Origin of the sequence: Actinomadura sp. RB99 (assembly GCF_014706005.1) — a bacterium.
Taxonomy (GTDB): Bacteria; Actinomycetota; Actinomycetes; order Streptosporangiales; family Streptosporangiaceae; genus Spirillospora.
The window spans coordinates 112,445-124,608 of the sequence record NZ_JABMCA010000027.1 but is presented as its reverse complement, the minus strand read 5'-3'; the positions used below and the strand labels follow the sequence as shown (position 1 = coordinate 124,608).

Sequence of the window (12,164 nt, the reverse complement as noted above, 5' to 3'; positions counted from 1 at the left end):
GCCGCGGCCGCGGCCACCGCGGCGGCGAGCGAGGAGCCGGCGGCGGCCGCCGCCGCCAGCGTCACGCGTGCCCGCTCGGACCGCGGCCGGACGCGCCGCGCATCGATCCGGACAGACATATCTCCTTTGTACGCAATAACCCACCAAAAGATGGCAAAGCTCTCGCCCGGTGCGCGTGTGCTCCGCCCCGCCGTTAACCCCCGATGATCATGAACGGACGGTCGACACGAGAGCCTTTGCCGCCCTTTTCACCTTCACTAGCAGGGACAACACCCGATCCCGCCTATAAAGGAGTGACGTGATTCGACTCCCGCCAGGGGGATGGGGACATGGGCCAGACGGGCGAGCCGACGTTCGACCCGGGAACGCTGAGCCCCGCTCAGCGCCTCGGCGACGCCTGCGTCGTCTGCCGCAAGAAATGGCCCCGGCCGCGCGTCCGCGTCGGCCGCCTGCCGGACTCCACCGGGGTGTTCGCGTGCGACGACTGCGCACCGGCCCCACCGGCACCCCGCACGCCGCGGGGCCCATGGGAGCCGCTCACGAACGCCGGACGGCCGGTCGAGGAACCGGCCCCGGTGCGGACGACGGCCATCGACGCCGTCGTCGTGGAGGTCTCTCCAGGGAGAAGGGTGACCCGGGCCTTCGGGGGGACGCCCGGGACCACCCGAGAGGCGCGCCCGACTGGGGGCGGTCGGGCGCGCCGGAGAGACTCTTAACGCCACAGAGAGGCGCGACGCCACATCCAGGGGCGGTCGGGCGCGCCGGAGAGACCCTTGACGGACGCGCCACCACCATCAGAGCCCGACTCGGGCGTGCGTCACGCCTTGGTGGACTCGATCCAGGTCTTGGTCCACTCGGCGTAGTCGGTGCAGTCGGCCTTCTTGGTCTTGCCGCCGCAGACGCGGGTGGGCGCGTGCGCGAACATGATCTTGTCGATGTAGTCGCGGTCGCCGACGTGGAAGGCGCCGCAGAAGCCCGCGCGGAGGCGGTCGCCGGAGCACGCCTGCGGGTTGGCGGGGGCGACGCCGGTCCACTCGGCCACCTGCTGCTGGACGTCCGGGGACGCGGTCCACTGCAGCCACTGGTACATGCAGTTCGGGTGCTGGACGCGGGCGCCGATCATCCACGCGTCCATCCAGCCGGTGACGCCCTCGGACGGCTCGGCGGCCTGGACGGGCTTGCCGGCGCGGTCCAGCACGTCGACCTGGTAGGGGCCGGCCTCGCCGAGCACGGCCGCTCCCCCGGCGAACGCGCTGATCGCGTCGGCGGGCTGCTCCCAGTACTTCAGCACGTGCGGGCGCTGCCGGGAGAGGACCCGGCCGGCGGCGGCGAGCTGGCGGGGCGTCAGCGAGTACGGGTCGCCGATCTTGAGCTTGCGGTCGTGGCCCTTGAGGTAGAGCGCGGCCTCGGCGATCGCGAGCGGGCTGTCGCGCACGATCAGCTTCCCGGAGTAGCGGCGGGCCTGCTCGGGGTCGAACAGCGCCGACCAGCTCGCGGGCGGCTGCACGGTGCGGGTGTCGTACATGAGGAGGTTCGCGCCCCAGACGTAGGGGACGCCGTAGTACTTGCCGTCCTGCTTCAGCAGGCCCCGCAGCTTCGGCTGCAGCTTCTTGTAGCCGTCCACGAGGCTGGTGTTGACCGCGGTGACCTGGTGCTCGGCGACGAGGCGGCCCGCGACCTCGGGCGGCGCGGCGACGCCGTCGTAGCGGCGGTCCGTGTTGCGCATGAGGTCGTACATCTCCTGCGGGGTCTTGACCAGCTTCACGCCGACCTTGCAGCCGGTGCGCTCCTGGAAGGGAGTGACCCAGTCGACGCGCGGATCGGTGGTGCCGCTCTCCACCGAGCCCGGCATCGCCAGCAGGTCGAGGGAGCCCTCGCCGGGGCCGAGCGTGCTCGCCACCTTCGCGACACCGACCGGTTCCGGGTTCTCCTCGCTGCACGCGCCGAGGCCCGCGACCGCCAGCACCGCGGTCACCGCCAGCGCCGCCAGCCTCCCGCCGTCCGTCCGCCGGCCGGCCCTCCGCCGCATGTCGCTCCCGATCCCCTCCGCAGAGCCGTCCCCCGTCGCGGACGGACCCATCGGCGCAGCGTAGCGCCTCCGGCACGGCGGAGCGGTGCGCGCCCCGCCCGGGACGCCGGGCCGGCCGCGGCCCGGCCGCCATTCACGAGGGCGCCGGGGGCCGTCCGCAAGCCATTCGCAGGTTTCCGGTGGCGGCTCTTCCGACTCGGGCCGCCGAGCGGCGATATTACAGAAGATCGCTACTCGGGCCGGGACCATTCATAAAGTCATTTCCGGTTCGTATGCGGAAACGCCACGGCCCCGGGAGGGCGGTGGGTGCCGGTGTCCGCGCCACACGGAGGTTGCTGGAGAGGGATGTGGCGCGGGCTGCCCTTCCCGGGGCCGCGGTGCAGCCGGTGGACGTGGCGAGGTTGGGGAACAGCGGATCACCTTGCAGTGCTGCCTGGCCACGCGGTCACCGGCGCCCGGCGCGGCGGCGGCGGTGTGACGCCCTCGAGACGGAGGAGATTCGAGGGACGCCGCGCGCTCTGCCGGGGGTCGCGGAACGGCCTGGGGCCGTCGTCGGAGGGATGCCTGGGTGCGGTGTGCTTGACCACCTCTATCCGTGCGATGAGGCTCTGCGGGGTGTCGGCCTCCAGGAAGTCGCCGAGGTCGCGCTCGCGGGGTGGAAGCGCCCACCAGCGGCGGGTGAACGGCCCGAACCAGATCGTCCAGCCCGGGAACCGCCGGCCGAGCGCGTCGACCTCCGCGGCGTGGTCGTCAGCGGTCATAGCGCGGCACTCCTGCTCGTCCCGTCCCACCGGTCACCGGAACGCCGGATCCCGTTCTGACTCCGGAGCCTGACTTTTAATTTCGCCCCTTTTAATTGATAGTGCGATTGTGTCGCCCGCCACAGACGCCGTCAATGGGTGGAGCCATTATTCGTCCGGAGGGCCCGGACGAAAATCAACGACGGATATCCACGGCCGTGGGAAAGTACCGGACACCCGGCCCGGCCTGCCGGTTCGCGCCGGGCGCCCCGGCCCGCGTCACCGGCCGCAATCCCGCGTTCACCGTCGCGTCACCGCTCGCGGCTAGCGTGGCCGGTACCCGCGTTCCGACATCGAGCACCGCGAGGCGGTCCCGCGTGCCGTCAAGGCTTTTTGCGCCATTTATTGCTATCTGGGCGTTTCGTCGGTATCTCCGCCACGCGCCGTTCGTTCTGGCGCTCGCGGGCGGTGCCGCGCTGCGCTGGACGGCGGTGCGCGCCTACCCGCACGGGCTGTGGTTCACGGGCGACTCGTACTTCTACGTCGGCTACGCGCTGCGGCCCGCGCCGTCGCCCAGCAAGACGCTCGGGTACTCGTTCGTGCTGCGGCTGCTGGAACCGCTGCACAGCCTGACCGCCGTCGTGGTCGTCCAGCACCTCATGGGGCTCGCAATCGCGGTGATGGCGTACGCGGTGCTGTGCCGCGCCGGGCTGCCCGCCTGGGCGTCCGCCCTCGTCACGCTGCCCGTGCTGTACGACGCGTACCAGATCGAGCTCGAACACCTGCTGATGTCCGAGACGCTGTTCATGTTCCTGATCGCGGGCGCGCTGACGCTGCTGCTCTGGCGCGTCCGCGACGGGCGGGCCCCGCCGTGGTGGACGGCCCTGGCCGCCGGCCTGCTGCTCGGCTACGCGGTGCTCGTCCGGTCGGCGGGCGCGCCGGTGGTCCCGGTCGTCCTGCTCTGCCTGCTGCTGCGGCGGCGGGGGTGGCGCGCCGCGCTCGCGTTCGGCGCGGCCGCCGCGGTCCCGCTCGTCGCGTACGCGATGTGGTTCCACGCCGGACGCGGCACCTACGCGCTCACCACGTCCGACGGCATCTACCTGTGGGGGCGGACGGCCGGGTTCGCCGACTGCGCGAAGATGCGCCCGCCGCCGGACGAGGCGGCCCTGTGCCTGCCCCCGGGCGCCGACGAGCGGCGCGAGGCGCCCGGCCACCTGATCTGGCGCGGCGACATCCCGCCGCGCGAGCTGCTGTCGCCCGTGGTGTCGCCGGAGGCGAACAGCAGGCTCCGGGACTTCTCCGTCCGCGCGATCCTGGCGCAGCCGGGCGACTACCTGCGGGCGGTCGGCGAGGGCGTCGGGCGCGCCTTCAGCCCGCGCCGGTACCCCTACCCGAACTCGACGACCGAGCGGCTGTACCACTTCCCCGACCGGCCGCAACTGTTCCCCAGCGGGCTCGCCTACGCCGACAGGCACGGCGCGCCGGGCACCGTCCTCGCGGACGCGATGCGGTACGGCCGGACGGGCACGCCGAGCGAGGTCGTCCGGCCGTACGCGGACCGCATGATCGGCTACCAGAGGCACTGGTTCCTGCCGGGTCCGGCCATCGGCGCCGTGTTCGGGCTGGGCGCGGTCGCCCTCCTGGCTGCCCGCGGGCGGCGCCGCGAGGTCCTGATGGTGTGGGGGACGGCGGCCACGCTCCTGCTGTTCCCCATCGCCAGCGCCGACTTCGACTACCGCTACGTCGTCCCGACGGTGCCGTTCGCCTGCTTGGCCGTGGGCCTCGGCCTGTCGGCGGTACGCCGCCGCGCGGCCGGCGACGAGGCCGACCGCGCGGACGACGAGGAGACCGCTACCCGTTGGTGGGGAACCCTAGGTTCACGCCGCCGTGACTCGGATCGAGCCAGCGTGCCGTGACGGCCTTGGTGCGCGTGTAGAAGTGCACGCCCTCCATGCCGTGCGCGTGGCTGTCGCCGAACAGCGAGTCCTTCCAGCCGCCGAACGAGTAGTACGCCATCGGCACCGGGATCGGGACGTTGATCCCGACCATGCCGACCTCCACCTCGTTCTGGAAGCGGCGCGCCGCCCCGCCGTCGTTGGTGAAGATCGCGGTGCCGTTGCCGTACGGGTTCGCGGAGATCAGCTCCATGGCCTCGTCGTACGAGCCGGCCCGCACGACCGCGAGGACCGGGCCGAAGATCTCGTCCTTGTAGGCGTCCATCTCCGGCGTGACGTGGTCGAGGACGGTCGGGCCCAGCCAGAAGCCGTCCCCGGCGCCGCCGAGCACCGGCGTCCCGCGGCCGTCGACCGCGAGGGTGGCGCCCTGCGCGACCCCGGAGTCCAGGTACGAGGCGACCTTGTCGCGGTGCGCCCTCGTCACCAGCGGGCCCATCTCCGCCTCGGGGTCGTCGCCCGGCCCGACCTTGAGCTTCGCGACCCGCTCGCGGATCTTCGCCATCAGCTCGTCGCCGACCGGGTCGACGGCCACCACCACGGAGATCGCCATGCAGCGCTCCCCCGCCGAGCCGAAGCCCGCCGACACCGCCGCGTCCGCCGCGAGGTCCAGGTCCGCGTCCGGGAGCACGAGCATGTGGTTCTTCGCGCCGCCGAGCGCCTGCACCCGCTTGCCGTTCGCCGCGGCCGTCTCGTAGATGTACTTCGCGATCGGCGTCGAGCCGACGAAGCTGACCGCCTTCACGTCCGGGTGGCGCAGCAGGCCGTCCACCGCCGCCTTGTCGCCGTGGACGACGTTGAACACCCCGTCGGGCAGGCCCGCCTCGGCCCACAACTCGGCGATCCGCACCGACGCCGACGGGTCCTTCTCCGACGGCTTGAGCACGAACGTGTTCCCGCACGCGATCGCGACCGGGAACATCCACATCGGCACCATCGCCGGGAAGTTGAACGGGGTGATCCCGGCGACCACGCCGAGCGGCTGGAGGATCGAGTAGGCGTCCACCCTCGTCGACACGTTCTCCGAGAACCCGCCCTTGAGCAGGTGCGGGATGCCGCAGGCGAACTCCACGACCTCCAGTCCGCGCGCGACCTCGCCCGCCGCGTCCGACAGCACCTTGCCATGCTCGGACGAGATGAGCCGGGCCAGCTCGTCGCGGTGCGCGGCGACCAGCTCGCGGAACCGGAACAGCACGGACGCCCGCTTGGCGAGGGAGGCGTCCCGCCAGCCGGGGAACGCGGCCTTCGCGGCGGCGACGGCCGCGTCCACCTCGGCGGCCGAGGCGAAGTCGACGTGCCCGGCGACGCGGCCGGTCGCGGGCTCGTAGACGTCGCCGCGCCGGGCGGCCTCCCCGTCGAACGGCTTGCCGCCGATCCAGTGGGTGATGTGCTTGCGCTGGGACTCTGCGTCGGTCATCAGGCGGTCTTCCCGGTTGCGTTCAGCGCGGCGTCCGCGGTGACGGACTCCAGCGAGGCGATCAGGACGCCCAGGCCCTCCAGGGCCTCGGCGTCGGTCAGGGTGAGGGGCGGTGCCATGCGCACCACGTTGCCGTACAGGCCGCCCTTGCCGACCAGCAGCCCCCGCTCGCGGGCCGCCTCCATCAGCGCGACGGCCAGCGGCGGGCTCGGCTCGCCGGTCTCCGGGTCGGCCAGCTCGACCGCGAACATCAGGCCCTTGCCGCGGACGTCCTTGACGACCGGGAACCGCGCCGCCGCCTCCCGCAGCCCGCCGATGATCGTCCGGCCCTGCTTCGCGGCGTTGGCCTGCAGGTCGTGGTCCAGGACGTAGTCGAGGGTCGCGTTCGCCGCCGCCATCGAGACCGGGTTCCCGCCGAATGTGGAGAGCCCGACGGCGTGCAGCGCGTCCATCAGGTCGCCGCGCGCGACGACGCCGCCGACCGCGAACCCGTTGCCGAGGCCCTTGGCGAACGTCATCATGTCCGGCGTCACGCCGTGGTTGTCGATGCCCCAGAAGCCCTGGCCCGTCCGCCCCCACCCGGTCTGCACCTCGTCCGAGATGAACAGGATGCCCGCCTCGTCCAGGACCTCCTTGTAGGCGGCGAACAGCCCGTCCGGCGGCATCGTGAACCCGCCGACGCCCTGGATCGGCTCGGCGATCAGCGCCGCGACGTCCCCGCCGGTCGCGGTCGCGAGGACGTGCCGGAGGTCCTGCACGCACGCGTCGACGTACGCCGCGTCCGACATGCCGGCGAACTGCGGGAGGTGGCGGTCCGCGCCGTGCAGGAAGTGGACGTTCAGCGGCGAGTAGGACAGGTTCGTCCACGCCCGGTTGCCGGTGATGCCCGTCGCGCCGAACGAGCGGCCGTGGTAGCTCTGCCGCATCGCGAGGACCTGGTCGCTGCGCCGCGCGTACGCGGCCAGCAGCAGCGCCGTCTCGTTGGCCTCGGTGCCGGAGTTGGCGAAGAACACCTTCGCGTCCGGGATGCCGGACAGCCGGGCGATCTTCTCGGCCAGCTCGATCTGGCCGCGCAGCAGGTAGGCGGTGGAGGTGTGCACGACGCCGGTGGCGAGCTGCCGCTCCACCGCCTCCCGCACCTCGGGCACGTCGTACCCGATCATGTTGGTCAGGATGCCCGTGAAGAAGTCGAGGTAGCCGTTGCCCTCGGCGTCGGTCACGCGGTTTCCCTTGCCGCCGACGATCTCGATGGGGTCCTGGTAGTTGAGCGCCAACCAGGACGGCATGACCGCCCTGTGGCGCCGGAGCAGGTTCGCGTGTTCCGACATGTGCCAAGTCTCGGTGCGGCGCGGCGGCGGGGCCAGCGGCAGAGTGTCACGACACCGGCCCGCCGGTTGACGGAGTGGAACACGGCGGCGCCGGACGCCTCCCCCAGGCGCCTACACCCTGTAAACCTCTCGGTCATCGGCATTGACAGGCTGTCGGATATCATCGCGGGCGATGCTGCCCACACTCGACGACGTCCTCCAGCTCGACGCGGTCCGCCGCGGGCAGCCGCGCGTCGTCGCGGGCGCCGACCGCACCGGCAACCTCGTCCGCTGGGTGCACGTCGCCGAGGTCACCGACATCGCGCACCTGCTGCACGGCGGCGAGCTGGTGCTCACCACCGGCATCGCGCTGCCCGACGAGCCGGACCGGCTGCGCGCCTACATCGCCGAGCTCGCCGAGGTCGGCGTCAGCGGCCTGATGATCGAGCTCGGCCGGCGCTACGCCAGCCGGCCGCCCGCCGCGCTGGTCGCCGCCGCCGAGGAGCTCGGCCTCCCGGTCGTCGTGCTGGCGCACGAGCCGGCGTTCGTCGACATCACCGAGTCCGTGCACGCCCGGATCGTCCAGGAGCAGTTCGCCGAGCTGCGCGCCTCCGAGCAGCTGCACGAGATCTTCACCCAGCTGTCGGTGGAGGGCGCCTCCACCGACGAGGTCGTCCGGCAGGTCGCCGCGATCGGCGGGCACCCGGTCGTGCTGGAGAACCTCTCGCACCGCGTGCTGGCCGCCGACGCCGCCGGCCGCGACCCCGCCGAGCTGCTGTCGGCGTGGGAGACCCGCTCGCGCGCCGTCCGGCCCCGCACCCGCACCGGCTACGACGCCGCGTCCGGCTGGCTCGTCACCACGGTCGGCGCCCGCGGCGAGGACTGGGGCCGGCTGATCATCGTGCTCGGCTCGCCGCCGTCGCCGCGCGAGACCGTGCTGATCGAGCGGGCCGCGACCACCCTCGCGCTCGGCCGGCTGCTGGACCGGCACGCCGAGAGCGTCGAGCGGCAGGCGCACGGGACGATCATCGCCCGGATCCTCGCGCACGCCTACTCCGACCCGCAGGAGGCCGCCGCGCGCGCCCGCGCGCTGGGCGTGCCGCTGTCCGGCCGCCGGCTGCTCGGCGCCGTGCTGCGGCACCGCGGCCCCGCCCACGCGGCGCGCGGGTCCGCGCCGCCCGTCGGGGAGCTGTCGGCGCTCGCCGAGACGGTCGCCGCCGCCTGCAAGGACGCCCGCCTCGCCGCCCTGGTCGGCGTGCTGGACGAGGGCGGCCCGCAGGCCCGGGTCGGCGTGCTGGCCTCGCTGCCCGCCCGCGCCGACGCCGAGACCGCGCTCACCGAGGTCGCCACCCGGATCCGCAAGCAGTCCGGCGGCGACACCGTGATGGCCGCCGGGTCCGTGGTGGAGACGATCCGGGACGTCCGCCGCTCGTTCCTGGAGGCCGAGCAGGTCGCCGACGTCGCCGCCCGCGGCTCGGGCGGACGGCTGTTCTACCGGCTGCCCGACCTGCGGCTGCGCGGCCTGCTGCACCTGCTGCGCGACGACGCCCGCGTGCAGACGTTCGTCGAGCGCGAGCTCGGCCCGCTGCTGGAGTACGACGCGCAGCGCGGCAGCGACCTGACCCGCATCCTGGAGCTGTACCTGGAGTCGGGGCGCAACAAGGCCGTCGCCGCCCAGCAGGCCCACCTGTCCCGCCCGGCCTTCTACGAGCGGCTCCGCCGCATCGAGCGGGTCCTCGACGCCGACCTCGACGACGTCGAGTCGTGCGTCTCCCTCCACGTCGCGCTGCTCGCCCTCAGCTCCGTCCGCTGGGAACGGTCCTGACCGGCGCGGGGGGCCGGGGATCGGCTGGAGGCGATCGGCGAACGGCGGGCCCCTGGCTTACTCCGCGTTTACGCTTTCCAGCATGACGGACGCGGCGTTGCATGTTCATCGGTACGGAGATCCATCGGGAGAGCCGCTGGTCGCCCTGCACGGCGTCACGGGGCACGGGGCCCGGTGGCGGCGGACGGCCGAGCGGCACCTCGCGGACCGGTACACCCTCGCGCCCGACCTGCGCGGGCACGGCCGCTCCCCGCACCTGCCGCCGTGGGGCGTCGAGCAGCACGTCGAGGACGTTCTGGCGGTCATGGACGCCGAGGGCCTGGAGACGGCCGACCTCGTCGGGCACTCCTACGGCGGCATGATCGCGGTGCATCTGGCGCGGACCGCGCCGGACCGGGTGCGGCGGCTCGTCCTGCTGGACCCGGCGATCGGGCTCGACCCGGAGGACGCCGCGAGGACCGCGCGCGGGTACATGGCGGAGGTGTCGTTCGCGGACGCCGTCGAGGCGCGCGCGTCGCTGGTGGCGCGCTGGTCCCTGGCCTCCGAGGAGACCGTGAGCGACGAGGTCGGCGAGCACCTGGAGCACGGCCCGGACGGCCGCACCCGCTGGCGGTACGAGCGGGCCGCGATCGTGGCGGCGTACTCGGAGATGGCCCGCCCCCACGTCCCGCCGCCCGCTGGCCTGCCGACCCACCTGGTGATCGCGACGCTCGCGGACCTGGTGCGGCCGGAGTTCGTCGTGGACTGCCGCGCCACCCTCGGCGACGTGCTGACGATCAGCGAGATCGAGTCCGGCCACATGCTCTACATCGACCGCCTGGAGGAGACGGGAGAGCTGCTGAGCACATGGCTGGCACCGTGAGCGCACATCTCCTCCACATCCGGCTGGTTTGATCGCCGCATGGCAGCGAGCATCGACTACCTCGACAGGGTCGCCGGGACGGACGTGGCGCACGCCTACAAGCGCCACATGCTGGAGTCCCTCTCCATCGAGCCCGGCCACACGCTCCTGGACGTCGGCTGCGGACCGGGCACCGACCTGGCCGCCCTCGCCTCCGCGACCGGGCCGTCCGGCACCGTGATCGGCGTCGACCACGACGCGGCCATGGCGGACGAGGCGCGGCGCCGCACCGCGGACCTGCCGGGCGTCCGGGTGGAGCGGGCCGACGCGCACGCCCTCCCCCTGGACGCCGCCTCCGTCGACCGGGCCCGGATGGACCGGGTGATGATGCACCTGGACGACCCGCCCCGCGCCCTCGGCGAGCTGCGCCGCGTCCTGCGGCCGGGCGGGCTGCTGGCGCTCGCCGAACCCGACTGGGACACGCTCGCGATCGACCACCCCGACCTGGAGACGAGCCTGGCGTTCACCCGGTTCGTCGCCGGGAGCGCCAACCGGAACCGGGCGATGGGCCGGCAGGTCCCGCGGCTGGCGGAGGCGGCCGGTTTCGCGGTCCTGTCGGTGCTGAACGCGGCCCCGGTGTTCCGCGATCCGGCCACGGCCGAACAGGTGTTCGGGCTGCGCCGCACCACCGGCCGCGCCGTCGAGGCCGGCCACCTGGACCGGGACGCCGCCCGCCGCTGGCTGGACCATCTGGACCGCGGTCCGGTCATGGTGACGGCCTCGTTCATCGTCGTCCTCGCCCAGGCGGCTCCCGGCCCCGCCCGCTAGCCCTTCCGCGCCCCTCGCGCGCCGCCTCCGGCCATCCGGGTGTCACCTGGAGGAGGTACTTCAGTGCGCTGAGGGCACAACCATGTAGTGACACTTCGCAGTTCGACGGGTATGCGCACCTTCGGGGTGGAAGAGGAGCTCCTTCTCGTCGACCCCGTCAGCGGCGTGCCGCAGGCCGTCTCCGGCTCCGTCGTCCAGTACGCCCGCCGCCACGCCGAGGTCCTGTTCAACGGCGGGCGGCGGTCCGAACCGCTGGAATGCGAGCTGCAGCGCGAGCAACTGGAGATCTGCACCCCCGTCTGCCGCACCCTCGACGAGGTGTCCGCGCACGTCAGGTCGGCGCGGCAGGCGGCGGCGCAGGCCGCGGCGGGCGTCGGCATCACGGTCGCCGCCCTCGCCACCTCCCCGGTCGCCGTCCGCCCGTCGCTGTCCCCGACGCACCGCTACCGGCGCATGTCGGACGCCTACGCCGCCACCACCGACGAGCAGCTCACCTGCGGCTGCCACGTCCACGTGGGCGTGGCGACGCCGGACGAGGGCGTCGCCGTCCTCGACCGGATCCGGCCCTGGCTGCCGGCGCTGCTGGCCCTCAGCGCCAACTCCCCGTTCTGGCAGGGCGCCGACACTGGCTACGACAGCTGGCGGTACCAGGTGTGGGGGCGGTGGCCGTCCAGCGGCCCGACGGAGCTGTTCGGCTCCGCCAAGGCCTACCGCGCGACCGTCGAGGCGCTGCTGGACACCGGCGCGCTCGTCGACGAAGGAATGATCTACTACGACGCGCGGCTGTCCCGCCGCTACCCCACCGTGGAGATCCGCGTCCCCGACGTGTGCATGCACGCCGACGACGCCGTGCTGATCGCCGCGCTGGTCCGCGCGATGGTCGACACCGCCGCCGAGTCGTGGCACGCGGGCGAGCCGCCCGACCCCGTCCGCGCCGACCTGATGCGGCTGGCGATGTGGCGCGCCGGGCGGTCCGGGCTGCGCGAGGACCTCGTGCACCCCGCGACCCGCCGGGCCGCCCCCGTCCACGAGGTGGTCCGCGCGCTGCTGGAGCATCTCGGCCCGGCGCTCGACCGCGCGGGCGACCTGACGACCGCCACCCGGCTGCTGCACGGCATCCTGGAGCGCGGCAACGGCGCCCAGGTGCAACGCGCCGTGTACGCCCGCACCCGCGACGTGACCGCCGTCGTCTCGGACGCCGTCCGCCGCACCACCTCCTGACCGC

The 12,164-nt window shown here is 73.5% G+C and carries 9 protein-coding genes; 5 read left to right on the top strand and 4 right to left on the bottom strand.

The annotated features are described in order from the left end of the window. Positions 1 to 817: 817 nt before the first annotated feature. The gene (locus amrb99_RS24110) at positions 818 to 2,080 is read right to left on the bottom strand and encodes an ABC transporter substrate-binding protein (protein ID WP_241755856.1); all 1,263 of its coding nucleotides are present in this window, start codon (positions 2,078 to 2,080) and stop codon (positions 818 to 820) included. A gap of 365 nt (positions 2,081 to 2,445) precedes the next feature. Then, positions 2,446 to 2,790 (bottom strand): hypothetical protein, encoded by a 345-nt coding sequence (locus tag amrb99_RS24105; RefSeq protein WP_190859844.1) that lies wholly within the window; start codon positions 2,788 to 2,790, stop codon positions 2,446 to 2,448. 470 nt (positions 2,791 to 3,260) lie between these two features. On the opposite strand from amrb99_RS24105, the gene amrb99_RS24100 reads away from it, so the two are divergent. Next, complete coding sequence (locus amrb99_RS24100) at positions 3,261 to 4,685, top strand: phospholipid carrier-dependent glycosyltransferase (protein ID WP_190859842.1); 1,425 nt, start codon at positions 3,261 to 3,263, stop codon at positions 4,683 to 4,685. On the opposite strand, the gene amrb99_RS24095 is transcribed toward amrb99_RS24100, so the two are convergent. Both amrb99_RS24095 and amrb99_RS24090 read right to left on the bottom strand, forming a co-directional pair. Next, a complete protein-coding gene (locus tag amrb99_RS24095; protein WP_190859835.1) occupies positions 4,621 to 6,138 on the bottom strand; it encodes a CoA-acylating methylmalonate-semialdehyde dehydrogenase in 1,518 nt (505 codons plus the stop codon). The genes amrb99_RS24100 and amrb99_RS24095 overlap by 65 nt on opposite strands. Next, positions 6,138 to 7,466: an aspartate aminotransferase family protein gene (locus tag amrb99_RS24090; RefSeq protein ID WP_190859833.1), complete on the bottom strand. Its 1,329-nt coding sequence runs from the start codon at positions 7,464 to 7,466 to the stop codon at positions 6,138 to 6,140. The genes amrb99_RS24095 and amrb99_RS24090 overlap by 1 nt, the downstream gene beginning before the upstream one ends. Before the next feature lie 172 nt (positions 7,467 to 7,638). Here amrb99_RS24090 and amrb99_RS24085 point away from each other — a divergent pair, with 172 nt between their 5' ends. From amrb99_RS24085 to amrb99_RS24070, 4 genes are all read left to right on the top strand, one after another. After that, entirely contained in the window at positions 7,639 to 9,270 is a 1,632-nt protein-coding gene (locus tag amrb99_RS24085; RefSeq protein ID WP_190859831.1) for a PucR family transcriptional regulator ligand-binding domain-containing protein, read from the top strand. 82 nt (positions 9,271 to 9,352) lie between these two features. Continuing rightward, positions 9,353 to 10,132 carry an alpha/beta fold hydrolase gene (locus amrb99_RS24080; RefSeq protein ID WP_190859829.1) on the top strand — a complete coding sequence of 260 codons (780 nt, stop codon included), beginning with the start codon at positions 9,353 to 9,355 and terminating at the stop codon, positions 10,130 to 10,132. 39 nt (positions 10,133 to 10,171) lie between these two features. Beyond that, positions 10,172 to 10,939 carry a methyltransferase domain-containing protein gene (locus amrb99_RS24075; protein ID WP_190859827.1) on the top strand — a complete coding sequence of 256 codons (768 nt, stop codon included), beginning with the start codon at positions 10,172 to 10,174 and terminating at the stop codon, positions 10,937 to 10,939. Between the two features lie 111 nt (positions 10,940 to 11,050). Next, positions 11,051 to 12,160 (top strand): glutamate--cysteine ligase, encoded by a 1,110-nt coding sequence (locus amrb99_RS24070; protein ID WP_190859825.1) that lies wholly within the window; start codon positions 11,051 to 11,053, stop codon positions 12,158 to 12,160. The last annotated feature ends 4 nt before the right edge of the window (positions 12,161 to 12,164 follow it).

Bases quoted from the DNA above. Each gene is read 5' to 3' on its own strand.
- amrb99_RS24110 (WP_241755856.1), bottom strand. From the start codon at position 2,080: ATGGGTCCGTCCGCGACGGGGGACGGCTCTGCGGAGGGGATCGGGAGC.
- amrb99_RS24105 (WP_190859844.1), bottom strand. From the start codon at position 2,790: ATGACCGCTGACGACCACGCCGCGGAGGTCGACGCGCTCGGCCGGCGG.
- amrb99_RS24095 (WP_190859835.1), bottom strand. From the start codon at position 6,138: ATGACCGACGCAGAGTCCCAGCGCAAGCACATCACCCACTGGATCGGC.
- amrb99_RS24090 (WP_190859833.1), bottom strand. From the start codon at position 7,466: ATGTCGGAACACGCGAACCTGCTCCGGCGCCACAGGGCGGTCATGCCG.
- amrb99_RS24085 (WP_190859831.1), top strand. From the start codon at position 7,639: ATGCTGCCCACACTCGACGACGTCCTCCAGCTCGACGCGGTCCGCCGC.
- amrb99_RS24080 (WP_190859829.1), top strand. From the start codon at position 9,353: ATGACGGACGCGGCGTTGCATGTTCATCGGTACGGAGATCCATCGGGA.
- amrb99_RS24075 (WP_190859827.1), top strand. From the start codon at position 10,172: ATGGCAGCGAGCATCGACTACCTCGACAGGGTCGCCGGGACGGACGTG.
- amrb99_RS24070 (WP_190859825.1), top strand. From the start codon at position 11,051: ATGCGCACCTTCGGGGTGGAAGAGGAGCTCCTTCTCGTCGACCCCGTC.